At 27.4% G+C, this 26,977-nt stretch carries 28 protein-coding genes; 16 read left to right on the top strand and 12 right to left on the bottom strand.

Features of this window, described 5'->3' with window-relative positions:
• The first annotated feature begins 2 nt into the window (after positions 1-2).
• A complete protein-coding gene (locus CRU93_RS04535) occupies positions 3-1,520 on the top strand; it encodes an endonuclease/exonuclease/phosphatase family protein (RefSeq protein WP_164967616.1) in 1,518 nt (505 codons plus the stop codon).
• On the opposite strand, the gene CRU93_RS04530 is transcribed toward CRU93_RS04535, so the two are convergent.
• Positions 1,517-1,858 carry a hypothetical protein gene (locus CRU93_RS04530; protein ID WP_129103001.1) on the bottom strand — a complete coding sequence of 114 codons (342 nt, stop codon included), beginning with the start codon at positions 1,856-1,858 and terminating at the stop codon, positions 1,517-1,519. The genes CRU93_RS04535 and CRU93_RS04530 overlap by 4 nt on opposite strands.
• Positions 1,859-1,941: 83 nt before the next feature.
• On the opposite strand from CRU93_RS04530, the gene murJ reads away from it, so the two are divergent.
• From murJ to CRU93_RS04485, 9 genes are all read left to right on the top strand, one after another.
• Positions 1,942-3,243, top strand: a complete 1,302-nt coding sequence (gene murJ / locus CRU93_RS04525; protein WP_129103000.1) for a murein biosynthesis integral membrane protein MurJ — start codon at positions 1,942-1,944, stop codon at positions 3,241-3,243.
• A gap of 44 nt (positions 3,244-3,287) precedes the next feature.
• Positions 3,288-4,997 (top strand): ABC transporter ATP-binding protein, encoded by a 1,710-nt coding sequence (locus CRU93_RS04520; RefSeq protein ID WP_129102999.1) that lies wholly within the window; start codon positions 3,288-3,290, stop codon positions 4,995-4,997.
• Between the two features lie 83 nt (positions 4,998-5,080).
• On the top strand, positions 5,081-6,142 hold the full coding sequence (locus CRU93_RS04515) for a quinone-dependent dihydroorotate dehydrogenase (RefSeq protein WP_129102998.1): 1,062 nt from the start codon (positions 5,081-5,083) through the stop codon (positions 6,140-6,142).
• A gap of 10 nt (positions 6,143-6,152) precedes the next feature.
• Positions 6,153-7,496: a pitrilysin family protein gene (locus tag CRU93_RS04510; protein ID WP_129102997.1), complete on the top strand. Its 1,344-nt coding sequence runs from the start codon at positions 6,153-6,155 to the stop codon at positions 7,494-7,496.
• A 39-nt stretch (positions 7,497-7,535) separates the two neighbouring features.
• The gene (gene dapA / locus CRU93_RS04505) at positions 7,536-8,423 is read left to right on the top strand and encodes a 4-hydroxy-tetrahydrodipicolinate synthase (protein WP_129102996.1); all 888 of its coding nucleotides are present in this window, start codon (positions 7,536-7,538) and stop codon (positions 8,421-8,423) included.
• A complete protein-coding gene (locus CRU93_RS04500) occupies positions 8,423-9,202 on the top strand; it encodes an enoyl-ACP reductase (protein ID WP_129102995.1) in 780 nt (259 codons plus the stop codon). The genes dapA and CRU93_RS04500 overlap by 1 nt, the downstream gene beginning before the upstream one ends.
• Positions 9,203-9,205: 3 nt before the next feature.
• A complete protein-coding gene (gene pgsA / locus CRU93_RS04495; RefSeq protein WP_129102994.1) occupies positions 9,206-9,739 on the top strand; it encodes a CDP-diacylglycerol--glycerol-3-phosphate 3-phosphatidyltransferase in 534 nt (177 codons plus the stop codon).
• A gap of 12 nt (positions 9,740-9,751) precedes the next feature.
• Entirely contained in the window at positions 9,752-10,810 is a 1,059-nt protein-coding gene (gene rseP, locus CRU93_RS04490) for an RIP metalloprotease RseP (protein ID WP_129102993.1), read from the top strand.
• A 4-nt stretch (positions 10,811-10,814) separates the two neighbouring features.
• On the top strand, positions 10,815-11,492 hold the full coding sequence (locus CRU93_RS04485) for a YggS family pyridoxal phosphate-dependent enzyme (protein WP_129102992.1): 678 nt from the start codon (positions 10,815-10,817) through the stop codon (positions 11,490-11,492).
• Positions 11,493-11,511: 19 nt separating this feature from the next.
• Here CRU93_RS04485 and CRU93_RS04480 read toward each other — a convergent pair whose 3' ends face one another.
• The 6 genes from CRU93_RS04480 to CRU93_RS04455 form a co-directional block, all read right to left on the bottom strand.
• On the bottom strand, positions 11,512-12,504 hold the full coding sequence (locus tag CRU93_RS04480; protein WP_258238827.1) for a succinylglutamate desuccinylase/aspartoacylase family protein: 993 nt from the start codon (positions 12,502-12,504) through the stop codon (positions 11,512-11,514).
• 55 nt (positions 12,505-12,559) lie between these two features.
• Positions 12,560-13,483 carry a 30S ribosomal protein S6--L-glutamate ligase gene (gene rimK / locus CRU93_RS04475; protein WP_129102990.1) on the bottom strand — a complete coding sequence of 308 codons (924 nt, stop codon included), beginning with the start codon at positions 13,481-13,483 and terminating at the stop codon, positions 12,560-12,562.
• 108 nt (positions 13,484-13,591) lie between these two features.
• Entirely contained in the window at positions 13,592-14,383 is a 792-nt protein-coding gene (gene trpC, locus CRU93_RS04470; protein WP_129102989.1) for an indole-3-glycerol phosphate synthase TrpC, read from the bottom strand.
• Positions 14,384-15,658: a lipopolysaccharide assembly protein LapB gene (locus CRU93_RS04465; protein WP_129102988.1), complete on the bottom strand. Its 1,275-nt coding sequence runs from the start codon at positions 15,656-15,658 to the stop codon at positions 14,384-14,386.
• Positions 15,634-16,008, bottom strand: a complete 375-nt coding sequence (locus tag CRU93_RS04460) for a YkgJ family cysteine cluster protein (RefSeq protein ID WP_258238829.1) — start codon at positions 16,006-16,008, stop codon at positions 15,634-15,636. Before CRU93_RS04460 ends, CRU93_RS04465 begins: the two co-directional genes overlap by 25 nt.
• Positions 16,008-16,718 carry a tRNA1(Val) (adenine(37)-N6)-methyltransferase gene (locus CRU93_RS04455; protein WP_129102986.1) on the bottom strand — a complete coding sequence of 237 codons (711 nt, stop codon included), beginning with the start codon at positions 16,716-16,718 and terminating at the stop codon, positions 16,008-16,010. The genes CRU93_RS04460 and CRU93_RS04455 overlap by 1 nt, the downstream gene beginning before the upstream one ends.
• Before the next feature lie 280 nt (positions 16,719-16,998).
• Between CRU93_RS04455 and CRU93_RS04450 the strand changes: the two genes are divergently transcribed.
• Genes CRU93_RS04450 through CRU93_RS04435 form a run of 4 tightly spaced genes read left to right on the top strand, consistent with a single transcriptional unit; the run spans position 16,999 to position 19,866 of the window.
• Entirely contained in the window at positions 16,999-17,316 is a 318-nt protein-coding gene (locus CRU93_RS04450; RefSeq protein WP_129102985.1) for a 4Fe-4S binding protein, read from the top strand.
• Between the two features lie 9 nt (positions 17,317-17,325).
• A complete protein-coding gene (locus tag CRU93_RS04445) occupies positions 17,326-18,456 on the top strand; it encodes a 2-oxoglutarate synthase subunit alpha (protein WP_129102984.1) in 1,131 nt (376 codons plus the stop codon).
• A 1-nt stretch (position 18,457) separates the two neighbouring features.
• Entirely contained in the window at positions 18,458-19,291 is an 834-nt protein-coding gene (locus CRU93_RS04440; protein ID WP_129102983.1) for a 2-oxoglutarate ferredoxin oxidoreductase subunit beta, read from the top strand.
• Positions 19,292-19,299: 8 nt separating this feature from the next.
• The gene (locus tag CRU93_RS04435; protein ID WP_129102982.1) at positions 19,300-19,866 is read left to right on the top strand and encodes a 2-oxoacid:acceptor oxidoreductase family protein; all 567 of its coding nucleotides are present in this window, start codon (positions 19,300-19,302) and stop codon (positions 19,864-19,866) included.
• Positions 19,867-19,936: 70 nt separating this feature from the next.
• Here the strand turns inward: CRU93_RS04435 and CRU93_RS04430 are convergent, their stop codons facing one another.
• On the bottom strand, positions 19,937-20,707 hold the full coding sequence (locus tag CRU93_RS04430) for an MBL fold metallo-hydrolase (RefSeq protein WP_129102981.1): 771 nt from the start codon (positions 20,705-20,707) through the stop codon (positions 19,937-19,939).
• A gap of 96 nt (positions 20,708-20,803) precedes the next feature.
• Between CRU93_RS04430 and CRU93_RS04425 the strand changes: the two genes are divergently transcribed.
• Together CRU93_RS04425 and CRU93_RS04420 are read left to right on the top strand one after the other, a co-directional pair.
• Positions 20,804-21,739, top strand: a complete 936-nt coding sequence (locus CRU93_RS04425) for a GlxA family transcriptional regulator (protein WP_129102980.1) — start codon at positions 20,804-20,806, stop codon at positions 21,737-21,739.
• 383 nt (positions 21,740-22,122) lie between these two features.
• Entirely contained in the window at positions 22,123-24,387 is a 2,265-nt protein-coding gene (locus CRU93_RS04420) for a glutamine--tRNA ligase/YqeY domain fusion protein (RefSeq protein ID WP_129102979.1), read from the top strand.
• 13 nt (positions 24,388-24,400) lie between these two features.
• Here the strand turns inward: CRU93_RS04420 and CRU93_RS04415 are convergent, their stop codons facing one another.
• Genes CRU93_RS04415 through rpe form a run of 4 tightly spaced genes read right to left on the bottom strand, consistent with a single transcriptional unit; the run spans position 24,401 to position 26,977 of the window.
• Positions 24,401-24,940, bottom strand: coding sequence for an HD domain-containing protein (locus CRU93_RS04415; protein ID WP_129102978.1), 540 nt, complete (start codon positions 24,938-24,940; stop codon positions 24,401-24,403).
• A gap of 1 nt (position 24,941) precedes the next feature.
• A complete protein-coding gene (locus CRU93_RS04410; RefSeq protein ID WP_129102977.1) occupies positions 24,942-25,742 on the bottom strand; it encodes a 3'-5' exonuclease in 801 nt (266 codons plus the stop codon).
• Entirely contained in the window at positions 25,732-26,325 is a 594-nt protein-coding gene (locus CRU93_RS04405) for a phosphoribosylanthranilate isomerase (RefSeq protein ID WP_129102976.1), read from the bottom strand. The genes CRU93_RS04410 and CRU93_RS04405 overlap by 11 nt, the downstream gene beginning before the upstream one ends.
• Positions 26,326-26,335: 10 nt before the next feature.
• Complete coding sequence (gene rpe / locus CRU93_RS04400; RefSeq protein ID WP_129102975.1) at positions 26,336-26,977, bottom strand: ribulose-phosphate 3-epimerase; 642 nt, start codon at positions 26,975-26,977, stop codon at positions 26,336-26,338.

The raw sequence follows: 26,977 nt of genomic DNA, 5'->3' as shown, positions 1-26,977 counted from the left end.
AAATGAAAAAAACAATAATACTTTTAATTTTTATATCTACTTTTTTATTTTCTAAAGAGTTTAAAATAGCCTCTTATAATGTAGAAAATTTTTTTGATTTAAATTATGATAAAACTGAATATAAAGAGTTTATTCCCAATCGCTCACACTGGAATAAAAAAGCTTACGAAACAAAACTTAAAAATGTTGTAAAAGTAATAAATGATTTAAATGCAGATATTATTGCACTGCAAGAGATTGAATCAGAAGAAGTAATTGATAATTTAAAAAAAAAGCTTCCAGAATATAAATACTATAAATTTATAAAATATAAAAATAGTAGTGTGGGAGTTGCCATATTAAGTAAAATAAAAATATTAAATAACAAACAAATTAATGTAAGATTCCCAAATAAAATATTTAGACCAATTCTTGAAACAACTTTTATTTTACATGCAGCTAAATTCAAAATATTTAATAATCACTGGCCATCAAAAAGATCTAAAGAAAGATATAGAGTAAAATATGCATTTGAATTATTAAAAAGAGTAAAAGAACTTGACTCTGATATGGATTATATTATCTTAGGTGATTTAAATTCAAATTATAATGAAAAGCAAACACTTTACACAAATAAAAAACTTAACGATACTATGCATATAACAGGTATTAATGATATATTAAATACAACTGTAAATAATAGTTTTGTATCAAAAGGTACTATTAAAAATAAACAGTATTCTCATTATAACTTATGGTTAGATTTACCATATCAAGATAGATACTCTTATATATTTAAATCAAATAATTCAACACCTGATAATATGATTATTCCAGCAAGTTTATTTGATAATAAAAATATATCATATGTTTATAATAGTTTTAATGTTTTCAAGCCAAAATACTTGATAAAAAATAGAAAAATAAATAGATGGAATATGAAAAAACAAAATGGTTTTTCAGACCATTTACCTATTTTTGCTACATTTACAACTAAAAAAGCTGAACAAAAAGAACAAAATCTTTCAAATATAAAAGATCTATATAAAATAGGACAAATAAATAATCCCGTTATATTAAAAAATGCTATTGTGATTTATAAAAATAAAAATATTGCAATCATTAAACAAAAAAATAATAGAGCAATATTTGTATATAATGCAAAAGATTTAAAACTAAATCACTCTTATAATATAGAAATATCATCAATAAAAGAGTTTTATGGATTAAAAGAGATTGATAAATTTATGATTTTGACTCAAGGCAAAAAAATCAATAATGTTGAAAATTTATATATCAAAAAATATATAAATTTCAAAGATTTGTCTTTACAAAATGAAGTGATAAAAGATTTAATTTTTACATACAAAAATAAAAATTTATATTACAAAAACAAAAAAATAAAAGTATATTTTAAAAATAAAAGTTTAATTCCAAAAAATGAAACTAAACTTTTAATAAAAAAAGGTCATATTGGCTATTTTAAACAAGTACCACAAATTGTTATTTATAGTAAAAATGACTTTAAAATTTTAAATTAAGAGTTTTTTGCTCTTTGTATATCATTTGTATATTTATATTCAATAAAATGATATACATTAGCTCCTTTATTTTTTGATAAAAACATAAACATTTCAAAAATTCTAAACCCTACTCTAAAAAATCCAGTAAATGGTAAGAAGTATGCTAAAAGAGTCAACTGCTTATGATAAGGGTAGTACTTATCAAACTCTTTTTTTAAACTTTCTATTGCCAGACTTTGTTCTTTTAAACTTTCTGAATCATTATTTTTTATAACCATAACTATTACTAAAATATTAATAAAAAACATAAAAATATTTGCTAACCATCCCAAAATAAAAATATCTTCATAACTCAAAATTTATTATCCTTAAAAAAAATTTTATTATTATACTAAAAAATTATTGAACCTCTAAAGCAATAATTGGATAATATATCAAAATGTTAATTAAATCAATTTTTACAAACAGTAGTGGCATTTTATTTTCAAGAATTTTAGGTTTTATAAGAGACCTACTAACAGCATCAATATTAGGTGCAAATATTTATAGTGATATATTTTTTGTAGCTTTTAAATTACCTAATTTATTTAGACGAATTTTTGCAGAAGGAGCTTTTACTCAAGCATTTATTCCTGCATATGCAAAAGCAAAATATAAAATTAGATTCTCTTCAATTATTTTTTTACAACTTATTGGTTTTTTAATAGTATTATCTTTATTTGTTACCCTATTTTCAGGATTAATAACAAAAGCAATTGCATTAGGTTTTGATGAAAAAACAATAAATTTAGCAGCTCCACTTGTATCTATTAACTTTTATTATCTACCTCTTATATTTATTGTTACGTTTATGGCAGCACTTTTGCAATATAAAAATCATTTTGCTACAACTGCATTTTCTACTGCACTTTTAAATTTATCTTTAATAGCTGCACTATTAATTTCTAAAAATTTAGATAAATATGAAATAACATTTTATCTATCATATGGAGTTCTTATTGGTGGAATTTTTCAAGTTATTGTTCACCTAATTGCAATAAAAAAGAAAAATCTTTTAAAAGTTTTCACGTTCAAAAAACATGAAAAAAAAGAGGAAAATAGATTTTATAAAAGTTTCATAGGTGCGACAATTGGTAGTTCAACTGCTCATATATCTGCTTTTTTAGATACATGGCTTGCTTCATTTTTAGTTACAGGTTCTATTTCATATTTATATTATGCAAATAGAGTTTTTCAACTTCCTTTGGCACTTTTTGCAATAGCAACTTCAACTGCTTTATTTCCAATGGTTGCAAAAGCTATAAAAAATAAAGATGAACAAAGAGCATTATATTTATTAAAAAAATCAACTGTTATTTTATTTTTTTTACTTTTTATTGCAACTTTAATAGGAATTGTTTTTAATAATTTTATTATCTATGTTCTATTTGAAAGAGGTGCATTTAATTCAGTTGATACTCAAAATACTGCTTTAATTTTAACAATGTATTTAATAGGTCTTATTCCTTTTGGTATAGCAAAAATTTTTTCATTATGGTTATATTCACATGAAAAACAATTTATTGCAGCTAAAATTTCAATGAAAGCATTAGCATTTAACATTATATTTTCTTTGATACTTATTGTACCTTATAAAGCAGCAGGACTTGCCCTTGCAAGCACACTTAGTGGATTTATACTATTTTATTTAACAATTAAAGAATTTGGATTAATTAAGTTCTTCAATCTTTTTAAAAACTAATCTTTGGTATAATTTGCGTTTTGAAACTTTAAAATAGGATTTTTATGAAAGAATTTTTTAAACAGTACGTACCATATTATAAAGATTATAAATTAAAATTTTTCTATGCATTCATTGGTATGGCACTAGCAGCAGGTGGAACAGCAGGTTCTGCATATGTTGTAAAACCTTTACTTGATGAAATTTTTATAGCAAAAAACTTAACAATGCTTTATACTATCCCAGCACTTGTAATAGCATTATATTTTGCAAAAGGATTTGGGAAATATATTCAGTCTTATTATATTTCATATATTGGACAAGATATTATTAGAAAAGTTAGGGATAATTTGTTAAGACATACATTAACTTTAGATATGGATTTTTTCCAGAAGAAAAATGGTGGAGAATTAATATCAAGAATAACCAATGATATTAATAAAATCCAATCAGCTGTATCAAGTCAAATTGCAGAATTTTCAAAAGAAGGTTTGACTGTATTTGCTTTAATATTTGTAACTATCTACCAAAGTCCTGAACTTGCATTTTATGGTCTTGTAATAATGCCTCTTGCAATTTTTCCTTTATCAAAACTTGCTAAAAAAATGAAAAAATTATCATATGCTTCACAAGAGAGTATCTCTGATATTACAACACATTTAAGTGAAGTTTTCAACAATATAGAAATAATAAAAGCCAATTCAACAGAAAAACTAGAAACTAACAAATTTAAAAAACACAATAAAACTTTTTTTAATATATCTATTAAATCAGTTAAAACAAATGAATTAGTTTCTCCTGTTATGGAAACTCTAGGTGCATTAGCAATTGCTATTGTAATTGTTCTTGGTGGTACAAAAGTAATAAATGGAGTATTAACAGTTGGAGAGTTTTTCTCTTTTATGACTGCACTATTTATGCTTTATACTCCTATCAAAAAAATATCTTCAATATATAATAAAATGCAATCTGCACTTGCTGCAAATGATAGAATCAACTCATTATTAAGTGTAAAAAGTTCAATTCCATCTGGACATTTATTTATAGATGAAGAGATAAATAAAATTTCATTTAAAAATGTATCATTAAATTATGATGAGATTCCTGCTTTAAAAGATATTTCTTTAAATGTTAAAAAAGGCGAAACACTTGCCTTAGTTGGAGATAGTGGTGGAGGAAAATCTTCACTTGTAAATTTAATTATTAGATTTTATGAGACAGATGAAGGTACAATCACTTTTAATGATGACAATATCAAAGATATAAATATCGAATCATTAAGAAATAGTGTTTCAATAGTAACTCAAAGAGTATATATTTTCAATGATACAATCTGTGAAAATATTGCATATGGACAACCTATTGATGAAGAAAAAATCATCAAAGCATTAAAACAAGCACATGCTTATGATTTTGTTCAAAGTATGGAAGAAGGTATATATACAAAACTAGATGAGTTTGGAACAAACTTAAGTGGAGGACAAAGACAAAGAATAGCAATTGCTAGAGCTTTATATAAAAATCCACAAATTCTTATCTTAGATGAAGCAACATCAGCACTTGATAATGAGAGTGAATCAATTATTTCAGAAGTAATTGATGAAATAAGTAAAGATAAAATTACTTTTATTATTGCACATAGATTAAGTACAGTAAAACATGCAACAAATATTGCTGTATTTAAAAAAGGTAAAATTGTGTGTTTAGGAAATGAAAAAGATCTTAAGAAAAATTGTGATGAATATAAAAGACTTCACAATTTAGCAAATATTTAACAACCTATTCTTAAATAGGATTGTTAAAACATATTTTTAATATATTTTGGATAAAATAATAAAATTTATCAAAAGGCAATATATTGTTTAACTATAAAAATCTAAAGAAAATACTATTTTTACTCAATCCAGAGAGTGCTCACAATCTTGCTGAATTTGCATTAAGAGTACTTCCTAGTGTTACTATACTTAACAACTATTTAGCAAAAAGAAATTTTGTTAATGATGAGAAACTAGTTCAAGAGATATTTGGTGTAAAATTTTCAAACCCGGTTGGATTAGCAGCTGGTTTTGATAAAAATTCTACTATGGTCAAAGCAATGCCTGCATTAGGATTTGGATATACAGAAATTGGGACAATGACGCCAAGACCACAAGATGGAAATCCAAAACCAAGAATGTTTAGATATCCATATAGAAACTCAGTTCAAAATGCAATGGGATTTAATAATAGTGGAGCACATACTGTATGGAAAAATTTAAATAAAGTCTATCCAAATGTTTTACCAATTGGTGTGAATATAGGTAAAAATAAAACTACTCCAAAAGAGTATGCTTTAAGTGATTATAAAATGCTTATCAAAAAATTCAAAGATACAGCAGATTATTTAGCAATAAATATTTCAAGTCCAAATACTCCAAATCTTAGAGATTTACAAAATGAAGAGTTTATTACTTCACTTTTTCAAATGGCAAAAGAGATGACAAATAAACCTATATTATTAAAGATTGCTCCAGATATGAATGCACAAACAGCAATCAATTTATGTAAAACAGCTGTCGAGGCAGGTGCATCTGGAATTATTGCAACAAATACAACAATTGATTATGACTTAATTCCAGGATGTAAAGATTTTGGAGGATTAAGTGGTGAAGTTTTAACTGAAAAATCTTACCAATTATTTAAAGAAGTTGCTAAAGAATTATATGGTAAAACAGTGCTTATTTCTGTAGGTGGGATAAGTAATGCCCAAGAAGCGTATAGAAGAATTAAAGCAGGTGCTAGTTTAGTACAGTCATACACAGGTATGATTTTTGAAGGACCTTCAATGGTTAAAAATATCAATGAAGGTATAATTGAATTAATGAAAAAAGATGGTTATAACCATATAAGTGAAGCTATCGGAGCTGATCTAAAAAACTAAAGGTGAAAAAATGTTTTTAATAAATACTATAAAAAGATTAAATAATTCTATTTTATATCTTTTATTTTTCACTATTTTTGCGGGGGAACTAATGAGTAGTAGCAGTCTACCAAAATATTATACAAAGACTTTGGAAAATGGATTACAAATTGTAGCTATTCCAATGCACAACGATTCAAATGTTATATCTACAGATATTTTTTATAACGTAGGTAGTAAAGATGAAAAAATGGGCAAAAGTGGTATTGCTCATATGCTTGAACACTTAAACTTTAAATCTACTAAGAATTTAAAAGCTGGTGAATTTGATGAAATTGTAAAGGGCTTTGGTGGAGTAAATAATGCAAGTACAAGTTTTGACTACACTCATTATTATATAAAATCAAGTTCTAAAAATATGCCAAAATCTCTTGAATTATTCGCAGAATTAATGCAAAATCTTACTTTAAAAGATGAAGAGTTTCAACCAGAAAGAGATGTTGTAGCAGAAGAAAGAAGATGGAGAACAGATAATAATCCAATGGGATATATGCAATTTAGACTATTTAACAATGCATATGTTTATCATCCATATCATTGGACTCCAATTGGTTTTATGAGTGATATAAAAAACTGGTCAATTAAAGATATAAGAGATTTTCATAGTACATTTTATCAACCAAAAAATGCAGTAGTAGTAGTTGCAGGGGATATAAATAAAGATGAAGTATTTACTCAAACAGAAAAATATTTTAAAAATATCGAAAATAAGAAAAATATCGTTAGACAATCTTACACAGTTGAACCAAAACAAGATGGTGCAAAAAGAGTTATAATAAAAAGAGACACTCAAGTAGAAATGATTTCAATTGCATATCATATTCCAAACTATGAAGATAAAGATCAAGTTGCTTTAAGTGCACTTAGTGAACTTCTTAGTTCTGGTAAAAGTTCACTCTTACAAAAAGATCTTGTGGATAAGAAAAAACTTGTAAATGCAGTATCTGCTTATAATATTGAGCTAAAAGACCCAGGATTATTTCTATTTTCAGCAGTTTGCAATGAAGGTGTAAGTGCCAAAGATGTTGAAAAAGAGATATTAAAAATCATCAAACAAGTAAAAGATGGTGATGTTTCTAAAAAAGATATTGAAAAAATAAAAATAAATACAAAAGCTGATTTTATCTTTTCACTTGAAAGCTCAACTTCTGTAGCTTCAATCTTAGGAAGTTATTTCGTTAGGGGAAATATAAAACCCTTATTTGAGTATGAAAGTGACTTAGATAAGTTGAAAAAAGAAGATATTATAAATGTAGCAAAGAAGTATCTTACAAAGGATAATTCAACTACAGTTATATTAAAAAAACAAAAATAATAATTACACTATATACGCAATTAAAAAAAGGAAAGATTTATGGAGAATATCATTGGTGCTATGACTGCACTTATTACACCATTTAAAAATGGAAAAGTAGACACTGAAAAATATGAGTCACTAATAAAAAGACAAATAGAACAAGGTATGGATGTTGTTGTTCCTGTTGGAACTACTGGAGAGAGTGCAACATTATCACATGAAGAACATAGATTATGTATTGAAATAGCAGTGGCTACATGTAAAAATACTGGTGTAAAGGTATTAGCAGGTGCAGGTTCAAATGCAACACACGAAGCAGTTGGTATTGCAAAACATGCGCAAAAAGTTGGTGCAGATGGCCTTTTATCTGTAGCTCCATATTATAATAAACCTACACAAGAAGGATTATATCAACACTATAAAACAATTGCAAGTTCAGTTGAAATTCCTTTTATGTTATACAATGTACCAGGTAGAACTGGTGTTGATATTGAAGCAGATACTGCAATTAGACTTTTTGATGATGTTTCAAATATTTTTGCAATTAAAGAAGCAACTGCATCATTAGAAAGAGCAATTGAATTAAGTTCAAAAAGACCAGACTTTTGTGTAATATCAGGAGATGATGCAATTGATTATCCTATGTTAGCAAATGGTGGAAAAGGTATTATTTCAGTTACTGCAAATTTATTACCAAATTATAAAAGTAAATTAGTTCATAGTGTATTTGATAAAGAGTTTGATGAAGCTAAAAAAATAAATGATGAACTATATGCAATTAATAAAGCACTGTTTTTAGAGAGTAATCCTGTACCAATTAAAGCTGCAATGTATATTGCTGGACTAATTGATACTTTAGAGTATAGATTGCCTTTAACGCCCCCAAGTGCAGAGACAATGAAAGTATTAGAAGAAGTAATAAAAAAATATGAGGTTATAAAATAATGAATGAGTTCATGAGTGGAAAGACATTAGTTATTTCAGGTGGAACAAAAGGAATTGGTAAAGCTTGTGTGTATAGATTTGCACAAGAAGGTGTAAATATTGCATTTACATATAATTCAAATGAACAAGTAGCTAAAGATATAGCAGAAGATATTGAATCAAAATTTGGTGTAAAATGTAAATATTATGCTTTTAATATCTTAGAACCTGAATATTATAAAGATTTATTTGAAGAGATTGATAAAGATTTTGATAGAGTTGATTTTTTTATTTCAAATGCAATGATTTATGGTAGAGCAGTTGTTGGTGGATATGGTAAATTTATGAAACTTAAACCAAGAGGATTAAATAATATCTATACTGCAACAGTAAATGCATTTGTTTGTGGATCACAGCAAGCTGCAAAAAGAATGCAAAAAAATGGTGGTGGAGCAATTATTAGTTTAAGTAGTACAGGAAACAGAGTATATATTGAAAACTATTCTGGTCATGGTACAAACAAAGCTGCTGTTGAAGCAATGGTTAGATATGCTGCTACTGAACTTGGAGATATGGGAATTAGAGTAAATGCAGTAAGTGGAGGACCAATTGATACAGATGCTTTAAAAGCATTTACAAATTATGAAGAAGTTAGAGATAAAACTGCAGAATTATCTCCTTTAAATAGAATGGGACAACCAACAGATTTAGCAAGTGCTTGTTATTTCCTATGTACTCAAGAATCATCTTGGGTAACAGGTCATACTCTTATCGTAGACGGTGGGACTACGTTTAAATAATATATGTTAAATTTACCAAATATATTAGCACTTTTTAGAATAGCATTAGCTCCACTAATGCTATGGTTTTTAGTAGATAGAGATAATGCACTTTTTGCTTCTATACATACATCTTGGCTTGATTATTTTGCAGGACTTATTTTTGTAATTGCATCAGTTACTGACTTTTTCGATGGTTATATTGCAAGAAGTTGGAATCAGATGACAAAACTAGGAGCAATACTTGATCCATTAGCAGATAAAATGCTTATGCTTGCAGGATTTTTAGGTCTTATGATGATAGATAGAGCTTCAGCTTGGGCTGTATTTTTAATACTTTCAAGGGAATTTTTTATCACTGGACTTAGAGTTGTAGCAGCAGATGAAGGAAGAAATGTAGCCTCTACAATGGCAGGTAAAATAAAAACAGTTGTTCAAATGCTTGCAATTGGTTTTTTAATTATGAATTGGCCATATGCTACACAACTTTTATGGCTTGCAGTGTTACTTACACTTTACTCTGGTTATGAGTATTTAAGAGATTATTATAAAGATTAATTGGAGTTTATATTGGGTACTATTTCTTTTTTAATTGTTTTATCAATTTTAGTATTTATACATGAATTGGGACATTTCTTGGCAGCACGTTTTTTTGGTGTTAAAGTTCATGTGTTTTCTATAGGATTTGGGAAAAAACTTTTTTCAAAATATTATAGAGGTACTGAATGGCAATTTGCACTTATTCCTCTTGGAGGATATGTGAAGATGAAAGGTCAAGATGATACAAAACCTGGCCTTCAAGAAGAAGGGAATGATTCTTACAATAATAAAAAGCCTTGGCAAAGAATTATAATTTTATTTGCAGGACCCTTTGCAAACTTTGTCTTAGCAGCAATTTTATATTTTGCAATTGCTATTCTTGGGGCAACTTCATTATCTCCAACAATTGGACAAATTATAAAAGATTCTCCAGCACAAGAAGCTGGATTAAAAGCAAATGATAAAATTATAAGAATCAATGATGTAAAAATTAGAACTTGGAAAGATATTGGAAATACAATAACTCAAACAAAAGGTGCATTGAAGTTTTTTGTACAAAGAGATAATAAAATCCAAACATTTGTCATAAAACCAGAAATTAGTGATTCTGAGAATTTATTTAGAGAAAAAATCAAAAAAAGAATGATTGGAATTGCACCTGCACCAAAAGCAATCACAATAAAATACTCACCATTAGAAGCAATATCATACGCTTATGATAAAACAGTAGAATCTTCAAAAATGATATTTTTAGGTGTTCAAAAATTAATTCAAGGTATTATTCCAAGTAGTGAAATTGGTGGAGTAATTACTATTGGAAAAGTAATTTCAGATGCAAGTCAATCTAGTTTTATTGCCCTACTTGCGATTAGTGCACTTGTTTCAGTGAATTTAGGAGTATTAAATTTACTTCCAATTCCAGCATTAGATGGAGGACATATTATGTTCAATATCTATGAAATAATTACAAAAAGAAAACCAAGTGACAAAGTATTTATGTATTTGACAATTGTAGGTTGGGTAATTTTAGCTTCACTTATGTTACTTGGAATTTATAACGATATTAATAGAATAATTTTAAAAGGTTAAAACAATGCAAATGCAAAAAGCAATTGATAATTTAGATAGAATTATTGCAGATGTTGAAGATGCAAGACTTCAAGTTTCAGGGCATCATATTGTAAAAATCATTGGTATTAGTAAATATAATACAAGTGAAGATGTTCAAGCACTTTATGAAGCTGGTCAAAGAGCATATGGCGAAAACAAAGTTCAAGACCTAAAACAAAAAATGTCTGATTTGGAAGATTTACCAATTGAATGGCACTTTGTAGGAAGACTTCAAAAAAATAAAATAAATAATTTAATAGATTTAAAACCAACTTTAATGCAAAGTTTGGATTCATTAGAATTAGCAGAAGAATTAAACAAAAAACTTGAAGCAAAAGAAAAAACAATGAATTGTCTTCTTCAAATAAACTCTGCAAAAGAAGATAGTAAAGCTGGAGTAATGCCAGAAGATGCGATTGTTATATACAAACAAATACAAGAAACTTGCCCAAATATAAAATTAAAAGGTGTAATGAGCATCGGAGCACATGTAGAAGATGAAGATATTATTGAATCTAGTTTTAAAACTACAAAAGTAATCTTTGATGAATTAAAACCACTTGGAGCAAAATATTGTTCTATGGGAATGAGTAGCGATTTTAAACTTGCAATTAAATGTGGCTCAAATATGATTAGAGTAGGTTCAACGCTATTTAAATAAGAGAATTTTTTCTCTTATTTTATTCTATAATCTCTTCATCATTCAATTCATTGAACTCGCTATGTTCAATGATTTCTTCATTAAAATATTCTATTTTTGTTTCTGCTATTTCAAGGTTTTTAAACTTCGCAATATGAAAAATCGCATCGCCTTCTTGGACAAGTGGAATTTCAGATTTACCTATAATAATACCATCAAAGATTGATTTTATTTCAAATGATTCATAACCAAAAGGTTCATCAACAAAAGCAATAAGCTCATCTTTTTTTACAATATCACCTAAAGCTTTTATAGTTCTTAAAACTCCACTCTCACCTGCTCTTATCCATTGACTACTTCTTGTAACAATTGGCAGTTTTTTGGCTTTTCTTTTTATAATAGGGAGCATATCAAGCTCTCTTAATACATTAATAATGCCTTTAACCCCTATTCTTATACAAGTTTCATCAAATCTAAGTGCTTCACCTGCTTCATAAAGTAAAATTGGTATTCCTTGTTCTTGGGCAGTTTGTCTTAAAGAACCATCTCTTAACTCAGAATGTAAAACAACAGGAGCTTCAAATGATTTTGCTAATTTATAAGTAAATTCATCTTTTATATTTGTTCTAATTTGTGGTAAATTTGATTTATGAATAGAAGCAGTATGCAAATCGATTCCATAATCACAAATACTAACAACCTCATTAAAAAAAATATTAGCTACCCTACTTGCAAGTGAACCTCTATTTGAACCAGGAAAACTACGATTTAAATCTCTTCTATCTGGCATATATCTAGATAATGTCATAGTTCCATATACATTTACAATTGGAACTAATATAAGAGTTCCTTTTAGTTTTTTTAAGATTGTCAATTTGCGTAATCTTCTAATAATCTCAATACCATTTAATTCATCACCATGTACTGCTGCACTTACAAAAACACAAGGTCCAGATTTCTTTCCTCTAATTACATGAACAGGTAAATTTGTTGGAGTATTATATAACTTTGGTAACTCTATGTTAATTGTCATATTTACTCCCTTGGGAATATTTTCATTTCCCAAAGTTATAAAATCAGAACCCATCTTATGCTCCAATATTATCTTTTTTAATTTTTCTTTTTTTTGTCTGTGATACGTCTACATTTCTTTGTATATAATCCATTATTTTAGAAGCAATATCAAGTTTTGTAGAAGTTTCAATTCCTTCTAACCCAGGTGAAGAATTTACTTCCATAACCAATGGTCCTCTTTTTGAAGGAATCATATCAACTCCACATACTCCAAGCCCCATTGCTTTTGCAGCTGCTATTGCAGTTGCTTTTTCTTTTCTAGTTAATTTATGTGCTGTTGCACTTCCACCTTGATGTAAATTTGATCTAAAATCACCCTCTGCACCTTGTCTTTTCATTGCTCCTACAACTTCTCCATCAACTACTAATGCTCTAATATCAGCTCCATTTGCTTCTTCAATAAACTCTTGAACTAATAAATTTACATCCATTCCATAAAAAGCATCAAGTACTGATTTTGCAGCTTTTTCACTCTCTACTAATACAACACCTACACCTTGTGTACCTTCAAGTATTTTTAAAACTAAAGGAGCTCCACCACTTAAAGCAATTACATCTTTAGCATTTGATTCATTTGATGCAAAAATTGTCTTTGGCATATCTATTGATTTTTTTGAAAGTATTTGTAAACTTCTTAACTTATCTCTACTTCTTTGAATTGCTAAACTACCAGTAACTGTAAAGACATCCATCATTTCAAAATGTCTAACCATTGCTGTACCATAAAATGTTCTACTAGCACCAATTCTAGGAATAATAGCATCAGGTTTTGGTAATTCTTCACCTAAATAATTGATTTTTAACTCACCCTTCATAATCTCAATACTACATTTTAAATAATCAATAACTCGAACTTCCCAACCTCTTTGTTGTGCAGACTCAACTAATCTATTAGTTGAATAAAGTTTTTCGTTTCTTGATAAGATATATAATCTCATCATTTATCCTTATATTAAATCTTTTTTATAATTATAATGTAAAAAAAGGTATTTGTAGTATATATTTGTAGATTATTTAATAAAAAGAAGAAAGAATAACTCTCTTCTTTATTTAGTAGCGTTTTTAAATGATTGTAGCTCTTCTTTAATAGATGGAACTCTCATAAAGTGTTCACCTATTAAGAAAGCATCTGCTCCTATTGAGCTTAGTCTTTTGATAGTTTCTGTGTTACTTACTCCACTTTCAGCAACTATAATTTTTCCATTTGGAATCATTGGGATTAATTCATCACAAAGATTCATATTCATCTCAAATGTATCTAGGTTTCTATGGTTTATTCCTACTATATTTGCACCACATTTCATAGCTTTAGTTAAGTCTTCTTTATCATGAATTTCAACTAATACTTCAAGTCCTAGATGTAAAGCATATTCATATAACTCTTTTAACTCTTTTGTACTTAATGCTTTTGCAATTAGTAGTATAAAATCAGCTCCATAAACTAAAGCTTCAACTATTTGATATTTATCTACAATAAAATCTTTTCTAAGAAGTGGTGTTGGTACATATCTTCTTATTTGAGTTAGATACTCTAAATTCCCTTTAAAATAATGAGGTTCAGTTAATACTGAAATTGCATTTGCACCATTATTACTATACTCTTGTGCAATTGCAAGTGGATCAAAATCCTCTTTTATTATTCCTTTACTAGGACTTGCTTTTTTTACTTCTGCAATTATTCTAATTGGCTCTTCTTTTGTAGAAGTCAAGAACTTCTTTACATCTCTTGGTGCATAAGGATTTGAAGATAGACTTCTTCCTAATAAATCTAAAGGAAATTCAATTTTTCTTCTTTCTAAATCCTGTTTTGTTTTTTCTATAATCTCATCTAAAATCACTTACTTACACTCCTTAATTTTATTCCAATGAAATCTTATTTCTTTTTCATCTAAACCAATTGCATCAATTACTTTTTTCATCTGTGTATAAGCTTTTTTACACTCTTTTTTCTTATATAATCCCCATGCCAAAGAATCAATATATGCCACATTGTTTGGTGCTTTTTCTAATGCTTTTTTAACTAAAGCTAGTCCTTTATCCACATCAACATTATAATCAATAAGCAAATATCCTAAAAAGTTTTGATAAATATGATTATCTAATACCATCAATGCACTTTCAAATTTAGTAATAACTTCTTTTAAAACTTTTCTTTTATCTTTTGCTATTTCAAATTCAAGTATTGCTATTTGTGCTAATAAATCAATATTTCCAGTTTTTTTATAGATTTTATATAATAATTTTAAAGATTTTTTCTTATAATCTTTCTTTTGATATAAAGATAAAAGTTTATATTCATCTATATCATTTTTTTCTAAAAAAGCGATTGCTTCATCTAGATTTTTTTGTTCTAAATATGCGATTAAAAACTTGTATGTTCTATTCATTGCATGAATATTGCCATCTTTTTTATATTCATAAAATGCTTTTTTAAGTACAGATATTATTCCATCAATATTTCTTTGTTCTCTATAAAAAGAGAATAATTTAGAACAAACACCACCTTCACAACCGTAAAGTCTAATATGAGTTTCTAAATAAGAGATTGCTTTTTCTTTTTTATTCAAATATGAATAAAGAACATCTACTAAATTTGTAAGTGTTTGTCCACTTATATTTGAAACATATGCACTTTCAAAATATTTTTCAGATTTTGAATACTCTTCTCTTTCAAAATATATATTTGCTAATAACTCATAGTTTTCAGAATTATTAAATCTTTTTAATAATATTTGTCCTTGTTCTAAAGCATCATCTAATTTATCTAATTTCAATAAAGAAATAGTATAAAATCTTAGAATATCTTGATATGATTTACTATCTTCATCTAAATATTTTTTACTATATATTCTTACATCTTCATATTTTTTTAACTGCATACTCATAGCTAAAAATCTTTTTAGATAACTATATCTGCCACTATTTTCGAAAAGTTTCAAATACATTTTTCTTGCATTATTTAAATCCCTATTTTGTTCATACTCTAATGCATATAAAATATAAGAATCTTCTTGTTCAAAAGCTTTTTTGTTAATTGGAATATTTGAAGTTCCAACACAAGAAGCGAATAACAGTGGTAAAATTAATATTATAAGTGTTTTATAGCTGGGCACTCTTCATATACCTCTTTTTCATTATTTTTAAAATATTCCCAAAAAGGGAAAGTTCTACATTGTGTAGGTCTAGCTTCATATATGCTACATTGTCTTTTTTCAATATCAAAAAAAGTACATGCATAATTATTAGGCTCTAATTGTACCTCTTTCAAACTGTATTTATATCCTACTTTTTTTAGGTACTTTACTCTTAATTCATCTAAAGAGATATCTAAATGTTGTGCAAGTTTATTTATCTCTTCTTTATTTATCCAAATATAACCACTCTCACCAATACAACAATTACCTTTACAAGATGCACAGGCATTTGCATCAAAACAGTAGTTATATCCTTTTTCTTTTAATATCATATTTCTACTTTTATACTATGTGTTGAAGATTTTTCATAAATTTCTTTTACTTCATTTGTAAACTCTTTGCCATTAAAAACAGCTAAAGCAGGTAATATTTTTGTTAAAGATTTTGAACTTTTTCTTGCATATACAAGTATTAATGTTGCTTCTTTTGAACTACTTGGATGTACAAATTGTAAACTTTCAATATTAAATTTATATTTATTTAATAAAAGTATAATCTCATTAATCTGCTTTACATCATAGCAGAAAAAAAATTTACCTTTTGGTTTTAAAATTTTATTTGCTTTACAAATAAACTCTTCTAAAGGCATAGAATCATTATATCTTGCAATTTTCAAATTTTCATTTTCACTTTTTATTACACTAGAGTGATAAAAAGGTGGATTTGATATACAAATATCAAATGTTTTATCAAACTGCATTTTTAAAAATGAACCTTTATACATAGTGCTTTTAATTTTATTACATTTACTATTTATTTCACTTAATAATTGAAACTTCTCTTGTATTTCAGATTGATTTAAATTAATAGAAGATAAATCTCTACAAACCAATAATCCTAAAATTCCACTTCCACTTCCAATATCTAAAAGTTCACCTTTTACATTTTTAAAAATAGCTAAATTTTTTAATATAAAATCATATAAAAAATGTGTATCGCTGTTGTAACAATATCCATCTTTTGGCTGATATAAAACCAATTTATTACCTTTTAAATTTTTATTATTATATCTAATAAAACAAATATTTGATTTAAACAAAAACTTAAACCCAAAAAAAGCATTTAAATTCCTTATAATATTCGTATTTATGGAGTTTAAAAATGGCTTTTAAAGTATATTTTAAGTCTGTATAGCATAAAGTTTAATTATTTTTTATAATTAATATTAATTATTAGAGATTTAATAATAAAGTGACATAATTTTTTTGTGTTATTTCAATAAATTATAAACAATTATTACTAAGAAAAGAGGAAATATTATGGGAATTATACAAGCACCCGAAAATACTCCCGTTTGGGTAGATGAAAATAGATGTAAAGCATGTGATATGTGTGTTTCTGTTTGTCCTGCTGGTGTATTATCAATGAAGTATGATTCTTCTTCAACACTTGGTGCAATGGCAAGTGTTGTATATGAAGATTCATGCATTGGATGTAATGACTGTGAGCTATCTTGCCCTGATTTTGCAATTTTTGTAGCTGACAAAAAAGAGTTTAAATTTGCAAAATTAACAACTGAAGCAAAAGAGCGAAGTATCGCCATTATAAATAACAATTATAGATTACCAAAAGCTTAAGGGAAATAGATGACAAGAGAAATAATATCAACAGGAAATGAATTAGCAGCACTAGCTGCAATTGATGCAAATTGTGAATTTTTTGCAGGATACCCTATTACTCCATCTAGTGAAATTATGCACACTCTTTCTGATTTATTACCAACAAATGGTGGTGTTTCAATGCAAATGGAAGATGAAATATCAGGAGTTTGTGCAGCACTTGGTGCAGCAATGAGTGGAAAAAGAGCATTAACAGCAACAAGTGGACCAGGAATTTCTTTAAAAGCAGAAAATATTGGACTTGGATATATTGCAGAGGTTCCAATTGTAATAATAAATGTAATGAGAGGTGGACCATCAACTGGACTTCCAACAAGAGTTCAGCAAGGTGATGTATTACAAGCAAAATCACCAACTCATGGTGATTTTAATTCAATTACATTAACAGCTTCTACATTAGAGGAGTGTTATACACAAACAATTAGAGCATTTAATCTAGCAGATAGATTTATGCAACCTGTATTTTTACTTTTAGATGAAACTGTTGGACATATGAGTGGAAAAGCAACGATTCCAGATGCAGAAGAAGTAAAAAAATCAATAGTTCCAAGAAGAGTTTACCAAGGTGATCCAAAAGAGTACAAACCTTATGGTGTACCTCAAGATGAACCTGCAATATTAAATCCAATGTTTAAAGGCTATAGATTCCACTTTACAGGACTTCATCATGGACCAACTGGACATCCAACAGAAGATGCAAAATTAAGTCAAGACTTAATAGATAGACTTTTTAATAAAGTAAACGCTCATTTAGATGAAGTTGAACAATATGAGGAGTACATGCTTGAGGATGCCGAATATATGATTATTGCATATGGTTCAGTTGCACTTTCGGCAAAAGAATCTATTAAAAGGTTAAGAAAAGAAGGAATTAAAGTTGGATTATTTAGACCAATTACACTTTGGCCTAGTCCTTCAACAAAAATTAAAGAGTATTGCCAAAAAATAGATAAAATTTTAGTAACAGAGTTAAATAAAGGTCAATATATTCAAGAGATTCAAAGAGTGAGTTTAAGAGATGATTTCACTACACTATTTAAAGCAAATGGAAGACCTATTACTCCGTTAGAAATTATTGAAAAAATAAAAGGAATGTAATATGGCTTTTAATTATGATCAATACCTAAGAGTAGATAAAATGCCAACACTTTGGTGTTGGGGTTGTGGAGATGGTGTTATATTAAAAGCACTAATTAGAGCAATTGATAAACTTGGTTGGAATATGGATGATGTATGTGTAGTATCAGGGATTGGTTGCTCAGGAAGATTTTCTTCTTATATAGATTGCAATACAGTTCATACAACTCATGGAAGAACAATCGCCTATGCAACAGGTATAAAAATGGCAAATCCAGATAAACATGTAATTTGTGTAACAGGAGATGGTGATGGTCTTGCAATTGGTGGAAATCATACAATTCATGGATGTAGAAGAAATATAGACATAAATCACATTGTTGTTAATAACTTCATCTATGGTCTTACAAACTCACAAACAAGTCCAACAACACCTCAAGGAATGTGGACAGTTACGGCAAAAAGAGGAAATATTGATCCTACTTTTGATGCTTGTAATTTAGCAATAGGTGCAGGTGCAAGTTTTGTAGCAAGAGAAAGTATGCTAGAACCAAAAAAATTAGAAAGACTTTTTGTAAAAGGTTTACAGCATAAAGGTTACTCATTTTTTGATGTATTTTCAAACTGCCATATAAATCTAGGTAGAAAAAATAAAATGGGTACTGCAATGCAAAATCTTGAGTGGATAGACTCTATTACTTTAGCAAAAACTAAATTTGAGAAATTAGAAGATGAAGATAAAATAGGAAAATTTCCTACAGGAATATTAAAACAAGATGAAAATGCAATAGAGTATTGTGAGTCGTATGAAAAAGTAAAACAAGCTCATAAAAACAATAGTAAAGTTGAGCTTTAGGAGATAAAATGGCTAAAACATTAATGAGATTTACAGGTGTAGGTGGACAAGGTGTTTTACTTGCAGGTTCAATTTTTGCAGCAGCAAAAATAAAAGCAGGTGGTTATGGACTAAAAACAGCAACTTATACTTCTCAAGTAAGAGGTGGACCTACAGTTGTGGATATTACACTTGAAGATGAACCTATTTTATTTCCTTATGCAAATGATGGTGAAATTGACTTTATGCTTTCAGTTGCACAAATTTCATATGACCAATTTAAACAAGGTGTAAAAGACGGTGGAATTATTGTAATTGAACCAAATTTAGTAAAACCAACTAAAGAAGATAGAGAAAAATTTAAAATATATGAAATTCCTATTATTACAATTGCAAAAGAAGAAGTAGGAAATGTAATTACACAATCAGTACTTGCTTTATCAATTGCAAATCATATGACAGGTGATATTGTTGATAATGAAATTTTAAGAGAAACAATGCTTTCAAAAGTACCCGAAAAAGTACATGATATAAATAACAAAGCATTTGATTTAGGAATTAAATACGCAAAAGAAGTATTAAATGAATCTAAATAAAGTATTACAACATCTTTTTAGTAAATAAAAAAGATGTTGTAGTTAATATAATTATTTCAAAATCTATTTATTAGATTTTGAAACTTTCACCATCTTCTGGAACTAAAACATATTTTTCTATATTATTTTGTTTTATATATTTTCTTAACTCTATTCTTGATAAAGCTGCATGATTAACAGCTTCTAAATGTGTTGCAATAATAGTTGCATTAGGTGCTAATTTATGTGCTTTTAAAGTATCCTTTTTACCCATAATAATTGAACCTAATTTTGGAATTTGAGCATCCCCTGCATTTAAAATAATAATTTCTGGTTTATATGTATTAATTGCATCTTCAACATCACTATTCCAAACTGTATCACCTGCTAAATATAATGTCTTTTCATCTTTATGTTGTAAAACAAATCCTGAAACAACTCCTAATCTTTGAGATAAAACTTCCATTATTTCATCAGAACCATGTTGACCTTTTGTAATTGAAATATTAATTCCTTCAAAAATTGTATTTCCATCTAAAATTCTTATGTTTGTAAAGCCTTTTTCTTTTATAAACACCTTATCTTGTTCATTTTGCACAAATAAAAGCATATTTTTGGGAATCAATTTAAAAGCAGCATCATCTATATGATCAGGATGTGTATGCGTTATAATAATTGCATCCACATCTAAAATTGAATCTATATCACATGGTAAATCTACTGTTGGCCAATTTATATGTTCATTTAATGTTCCTTTAAAACCAGCATATGCATTTTTATGTGCTAATACAGGATCTATTAAAAAACTTTTTTTTGCATATTGTAGTTTTACTGTTGCATTTCTTATTTGTGTAAATTTCATCTTTTATCCTTTAATTTTTTATATTGTAATTATCATATAATATGATACAATCTCAAATAGGTATTTTTGACACAAAACAAGTTATTCAGGACAAAAATGAAAATTGCAATATTAATTTTAAAAAATGTATTAAAATCTGCTGCATTTGGAATAGAAGATATTTTTATGATAAATAATAATTATTGCAAAGCAAAAGATGAACAAGAGATAAAAACTACATTTGTCAGTTTAGAAAAATCAAATATTTTTGATACTAAAATACTAAACTTTGAAGATGTTTATGATGTAGTTATAATACCTCCAAAATTAAGAGATAACTGTTATATTGTTGATAAAAAGATAATAAAATGGTTAGTTTTTCAGCACTCAAAAAATGCAATCTTAGCTTCAGCTTGTATTGGTAGCTTTATATTAGCTCAGACAAAACTTCTAGATAATAAAAAAGCCACAACCCATTGGGCATATGAAGATAAGTTTAAAAAAGAATTTCCAAATATAAAATTAGATGTTGATAAAATTCTTATTGAACAGAAAAATATAATAACAGCAGGTGGCATTAATGCTTATATAGATTTATGTCTTTATATAGTTGAAAAATTTCATAGTAATAGAACAGCTACACAATTAGCAAACTTGATGATAATTGATAGAGGAAGAGTATCTCAAAAATCATATAAATCCTTTTCTACTATCTTTTTATATGATGATAAAGAAATAAAAAATATTATTGAATGGATGAAAAATAATCTTAATGAACAAATTTCTGTTTCTTTACTTGCACAAAAAGTAAATTTAACAGATAAAACATTTACTAGAAGATTTAAAAAAGCCATAAATAGTTCACCCATACAATATCTTAAAAATCTAAGAGTCGAAAAAGCAAAAGAACTTTTAATCTCTACTGAAAAAAAACTTTCAGAAATAACTCTTGAAATAGGATATTTTGACGAAAATAGTTTTAGAAAGCTTTTCAAAAAACAGACTTCATTAAATCCAAAAGAGTATAGAAAAAAATTTAAACAGACTTTATAAAGCTAATTTTGCTCTATAAAGTTTCTCCAACTTTTAAAAGAAGTTATCTCTTTACTATTTTTTATAAAGTCATTTTCACATAAAAATCCATATCCAGGATGTATTGCATCAACTTTATACTCTTATGCAATTGAAATAATTTTTTCGATATTTAAATAAGACTCACTTAATACATTTGAGTTTAATGCTATACTAATATTTGCATTCATTACAAAAGATGCATCTTTTTCAAAATTAGATAAACAAGAACAAGAGCTTTTAAGTAAATTATTATTAAAAGTGCTTTATTAAAATCATCAATAAAGCACTAAAGTTGCCTCAATATAAGCTCTAATTAGATAAAATATCTTCCTTATAATAAGATATATCAAAAGGTTTAATAGATGAGTGAAAACAAAGATTTTTTACGAACAATAGTTGAAAAGGACTTAGAATCAAACAAATATAAACAAATTATTACTAGATTTCCTCCTGAACCTAATGGATTTCCACATATTGGACATGCAAAATCAATTTGTATAAATTTTGGAATTGCTAGAGATTATGATGGTTTTTGTAATCTTAGAATGGATGATACAAATCCAACTACAGAAGATACAAAATATGTGGAAGCATTAAAAGATGCTGTACAATGGCTAGGTTTCAAATGGAAAGGAGAAGTAAAACATACTTCTGATTATTTTCCTAAAATATATGAATATGCTGTAAAACTAATTAAAATGGGAAAAGCATATGTAGATAGTATTTCTGAAGAACAGATGAAAGAGTACAGAGGAACAGTAACAGAGCCTGGAAAAAGAAGTAAATATGCAAATAGAACAATTGAAGAGAATCTTGAACTTTTTGAAAAAATGAAAAATGGTGAGTTTAAAGATGCAGAACATGTTTTAAGAGCAAAAATTGATATGAGTGCTGCAAATATGAAACTAAGAGATCCTTTATTATATAGAATTAGACATGCAACTCATTTTAGAACAAAAGATCAATGGTGTATATATCCTATGTACGATTTTGCTCACTGTTTATCTGATTATATAGAAGGTGTGACACACTCAATATGTACACTTGAATTTGAAAATAATAGAGATATCTATGATTGGGTATTGGATGCTTTAGAACTTCAACCTCCAAGACCATACCAACATGAATTTGCTAGACTTGGTGTAAACTATACAGTTATGAGTAAAAGAAAACTTTTAGAGCTTGTAAATGAGAACTATGTAAATGGTTGGGATGATCCAAGACTACCAACAATTGCAGGATATAAAAGAAGAGGATATACTCCTGAATCTATATTAAATTTTTGTGATCAAATAGGTATTGCAAAAGCAAACTCTATGGTTGATGTCTCTCAACTTGAATTTTGTATTAGAGATGATTTAAATAAAAAAGTTCCAAGAGTTATGTGTGTACTTGATCCTATTAAAGTTACTATTGAAAATTATGAAGGAAGTGAAGAAATTGAAGCTTCATACTATCCCCATGATGTTCCTAAAGAAGGTTCTAGAAAATTACCTTTCTCAAGTGAAATTTATATTCAAAGAGATGACTTTATGGAAAATCCTATAAAAGGATATAACCGTTTAACACCAGAACAACCAGTAAGACTTAGATATGCTTATATTATTACTTGTAAAGAAGTAATAAAAGATGAAAATGGAAATATAACTGAAATAAAAGCAGAATATGCACCAAATTCAAAAAGTGGTCATGATACAAGTGGAATAAAAGTAAAAAGTGCAATTCATTGGGTTGAAGCTAAACAAGCAAAAAAAGTCGAAGTAAGACTTTATGATAGACTATATAAAAATGAAGCTCCTGAAGGTCTTGAAGATTTAAATCCAAATTCACTTACTATTATAAAAGATGCATTAATAGAACCAGCTGTAATAAATGAAAAAGCTGATGTAAGATTTCAGTTTGAAAGAGAAGGTTATTTTTATGCAGATCCAGTTGATTATAGTGATGATAAACCAGTATTTAACAAAATTGTTGGACTTAAAGACTCTTGGGCTAAAAAAAGTAAAAAAGATGAAAGTAAAGTAAAAACTCAAACAACTCAAAAAGCAGAGAAAAAAGAGGTTATTCATGGTGAAGCAGAACCTTTAACAGCTACTCAACAAAAACTTTTTGATAGATATACAAATGAATTAAAACTTAATAATGAAGTTTCAAATATTTTAACAAGAGATGAACAACTTTCATCTTTTTATGAGCAAGCATTAAAAGAGTTAAATAGCCCTATTTCTTTGGCAAATATAGTGGCAAATGATGTAGCTAAAGAGTTAAAAGAAAAAGAAATAAATGAATTAAAATTCAATGCCTCACATATTGCTCAACTTGCAAAAATGATAGATGATGAGACTATTTCTAGCAAAATAGCAAAACAAGTATTTGAACAGATGGTAAAATCTGGAGATGAACCTTCTAAAATTGTTGAAGATAAAGGATTAGTTCAAATTAGTGATCCTAATACTATTTTACCAATTATCGATGAAATAATTGAAAAGAATCCAGAAAATGTAGAGAAATTTAAAGCTGGAAACCAAAAATTATTTGGATTTTTTATAGGTCAAGTTTTAAAAGCTACAAATGGAAAAGCAAACCCTAAAGTAGTAAATGAGCTTGTAGCACAAAAATTAAAATAATAATAAAGAAGAGTTAATCAAGATATTGATTATACTCTTCAATCTTTTTTTCTAATCTTGCAGATAAATAAAGATTCGAATTTTTTAAACATGATAAGATAATTTTTGCTTCTTTTAAATAATCATTTTTCTTTTCATTATCCCAATGTTTTGGTGGCTCTTGTAAATTTGTAATTCTATCAGCTAATTTTACTAACTGAATTTCATATGGTTGTTCTAAAATTCTATTTAGACTATCTTGCATTTGTTGTTTTTTAGGAAGTTTTTTATCTTTACTAAGTGCATCAACTCCTTCAGCTACCTCAAGTCCAAAATTATCAAAAATATCATCAAATGTAAAAGATGTATCTTCTATAACATCATGTAATAATGCACAAGTAATTGCTAAATCTGCTTTTTCATCTGACATATTTGATTCTACTGTCGCATGAATAACTTCCATTGCAACACTACAAAGATGTGTTAAATAAGGTAAATCTTTTGGTGTTTTTTGTTCACCATGTGCTACTGCTGCAAAATTTAATGCTTTTAAATAATTCTCTTGTGAAAACATATTATCTCCCCTGATTTATAATATTATTTGACTTTGTAAAACTAATCAAATCTTCAGTTGTTTTAATCTCTTCTGGCAATTTATCTAAACTTTTTTGTAAAAGATAAGTCGTACTAATAGCATCACTATATGCTCTATGTAAATTATCTATATTAATTTTTAATAACTCTTTTAAAAAATCCAATCCATATCTTTGTGCAGGAATTGTTCTTTTTGCAAGTGCAATAGTACATAATTTTCTATTTTCTAATTTTCCTAAGTGATATTTTTTAAAAGAGTTAGATATAAAGTTATAATCAAATTTAATATCGTGAGCTACGAAAACATCATCTTCTAAAAAGATTTTAAAATCTCTTAAAACTTTTTCTATTACAGGCGCATCTTCTAACATTTTAGGAGTTATATGCGTAACTTCTTGGATATATCTTGGAACTTGCTTGGCATAAACTAGTGAGTCAAATTTATCAATAACTTTACCATTTTTATATTTTACTGCACCCAATTCAATTATTTGACCTTTTTGTACATCTGAACCATTTGTCTCAATATCTACAATACAAAAAGTTTGTTCACTAATCAGTGTTCTTGCAGTCTTTAAATAGATATTATCTCCATCTAATTCAATAGGCAGACCATTTGAAAGTAATAATTCAAACTCTAATTCTGGATTATCATAAAATGTATCTTTAAAATTATCTAACTGCATTAGAAACTCTTCCAATGGCATTTGCTTTGTTTTTAGTTTTGCAACTAATTTATCAATGTTTGATAAGACGGTTTTATTTTTTCTTTTACTTCTCATTTGCTGATTTCATAAACTCTTTCATTTTTTCTGTGTCTTTTTTTCCTTTTGATGATTCTACCCCACTACTTACATCAACAGCAAAAAAGTTATAATTTTTTAGCTCTTTTAAATTAGAAGATGTTAATCCTCCTGCTAAGATAATCTTAGAACAATCAATTGAATCAAACCATTCTAAAGCTACTCTTTTTCCAGCACCGCCAAACTCTTGAACAAATGCATCAACTAAATAGTAACTATTTTTATCTAGATTTTGAATATCTTCTTTTGATTTTGCTCTTACTACTTCAATATATTTTATATTTAAATTATCAAAATCTGTATTATCTTTATCATCAATAATTTGTGCTAATTGCATATTTGATACTTTACATATATCATTAATATGCTTAGAAGATTCATTAACAAACAATCCAACTGCTTGAATAAATGGAGGTAAAAGATCAACTATTTTTCTAGCTTCTAAAGGATCTATATATCTTGGACTCTTTTCATAAAATACAAAGCCCAATGCATTTGCACCTGCTTCTACTGCATCAAGTGCATCTTTTAAGTTTGTTATTCCACATATTTTTACACGCATTATATTATCTTTATACCTGTAAACTTTTTATTGCTTTTGAATAATCCTCATTTTTAAATACATAACTTCCAGCAACAACAACATCAACACCTGCATCTTTTAATTGTTGTACATTTTTATCATTTACTCCACCATCTACTTCAATTAGACAGTTTGGATTTCTTTTTTTGATAAGTTCTTTTAATTTTGATGATTTTTCAATTACACTTGAAATAAACTTTTGTCCACCAAAACCAGGATTTACAGACATTAGTAATACCATATCTAAATCTTCAAGTAGATATTCAATACTTTCAGGAGTTGAATGGGGATTTAATACAATTGCTGGTTTTATACCATAAGATTTAATTTTTTGAATAAGTCTATGGGGATGTTTTTCACTCTCTATATGAAATGATATATATTCTGGTTTTAAAGGTGCAAATAAATCAACAAAAAAAGTATTATTTTCAACCATAAGATGTACATCAAGTGGTTTTGTTGCAACTTTTGCAACTGGATTTACTACAACTGGACCAATTGTCATATTTGGAACAAAATGTCCATCCATAACGTCAACATGAACTAAATCACATCCACCATCACAAATTGCTTTTATCTCTTCGTTTAATTTGCCAAAATCTGCTGAAAGTATTGAGGGTGCTACAAGCAT

It is taken from the genome of Arcobacter sp. CECT 8985 (assembly GCF_004116495.1).
In the GTDB taxonomy this organism is placed as follows: Bacteria; Campylobacterota; Campylobacteria; order Campylobacterales; family Arcobacteraceae; genus Malaciobacter.
The sequence above is the reverse complement of the archived record's forward strand: the minus strand, read 5'-3'. Positions and strand labels throughout refer to the sequence as shown.

What these genes read in the sequence shown, in the direction of transcription:
- CRU93_RS04445 (WP_129102984.1), top strand. Translation starts at nt 17,326, where the DNA reads ATGACAAGAGAAATAATATCAACAGGAAATGAATTAGCAGCACTAGCT.
- rpe (WP_129102975.1), bottom strand. Translation starts at nt 26,977, where the DNA reads ATGCTTGTAGCACCCTCAATACTTTCAGCAGATTTTGGCAAATTAAAC.
- CRU93_RS04450 (WP_129102985.1), top strand. Translation starts at nt 16,999, where the DNA reads ATGGGAATTATACAAGCACCCGAAAATACTCCCGTTTGGGTAGATGAA.
- CRU93_RS04500 (WP_129102995.1), top strand. Translation starts at nt 8,423, where the DNA reads ATGAATGAGTTCATGAGTGGAAAGACATTAGTTATTTCAGGTGGAACA.
- CRU93_RS04430 (WP_129102981.1), bottom strand. Translation starts at nt 20,707, where the DNA reads ATGAAATTTACACAAATAAGAAATGCAACAGTAAAACTACAATATGCA.
- rimK (WP_129102990.1), bottom strand. Translation starts at nt 13,483, where the DNA reads ATGAGATTATATATCTTATCAAGAAACGAAAAACTTTATTCAACTAAT.
- CRU93_RS04480 (WP_258238827.1), bottom strand. Translation starts at nt 12,504, where the DNA reads ATGACAATTAACATAGAGTTACCAAAGTTATATAATACTCCAACAAAT.
- CRU93_RS04440 (WP_129102983.1), top strand. Translation starts at nt 18,458, where the DNA reads ATGGCTTTTAATTATGATCAATACCTAAGAGTAGATAAAATGCCAACA.
- CRU93_RS04535 (WP_164967616.1), top strand. Translation starts at nt 3, where the DNA reads ATGAAAAAAACAATAATACTTTTAATTTTTATATCTACTTTTTTATTT.
- murJ (WP_129103000.1), top strand. Translation starts at nt 1,942, where the DNA reads ATGTTAATTAAATCAATTTTTACAAACAGTAGTGGCATTTTATTTTCA.
- CRU93_RS04415 (WP_129102978.1), bottom strand. Translation starts at nt 24,940, where the DNA reads ATGTTTTCACAAGAGAATTATTTAAAAGCATTAAATTTTGCAGCAGTA.
- CRU93_RS04410 (WP_129102977.1), bottom strand. Translation starts at nt 25,742, where the DNA reads ATGAGAAGTAAAAGAAAAAATAAAACCGTCTTATCAAACATTGATAAA.
- CRU93_RS04425 (WP_129102980.1), top strand. Translation starts at nt 20,804, where the DNA reads ATGAAAATTGCAATATTAATTTTAAAAAATGTATTAAAATCTGCTGCA.
- CRU93_RS04435 (WP_129102982.1), top strand. Translation starts at nt 19,300, where the DNA reads ATGGCTAAAACATTAATGAGATTTACAGGTGTAGGTGGACAAGGTGTT.
- CRU93_RS04405 (WP_129102976.1), bottom strand. Translation starts at nt 26,325, where the DNA reads ATGCGTGTAAAAATATGTGGAATAACAAACTTAAAAGATGCACTTGAT.
- CRU93_RS04510 (WP_129102997.1), top strand. Translation starts at nt 6,153, where the DNA reads ATGTTTTTAATAAATACTATAAAAAGATTAAATAATTCTATTTTATAT.
- CRU93_RS04485 (WP_129102992.1), top strand. Translation starts at nt 10,815, where the DNA reads ATGCAAATGCAAAAAGCAATTGATAATTTAGATAGAATTATTGCAGAT.
- pgsA (WP_129102994.1), top strand. Translation starts at nt 9,206, where the DNA reads ATGTTAAATTTACCAAATATATTAGCACTTTTTAGAATAGCATTAGCT.
- CRU93_RS04420 (WP_129102979.1), top strand. Translation starts at nt 22,123, where the DNA reads ATGAGTGAAAACAAAGATTTTTTACGAACAATAGTTGAAAAGGACTTA.
- dapA (WP_129102996.1), top strand. Translation starts at nt 7,536, where the DNA reads ATGGAGAATATCATTGGTGCTATGACTGCACTTATTACACCATTTAAA.
- CRU93_RS04520 (WP_129102999.1), top strand. Translation starts at nt 3,288, where the DNA reads ATGAAAGAATTTTTTAAACAGTACGTACCATATTATAAAGATTATAAA.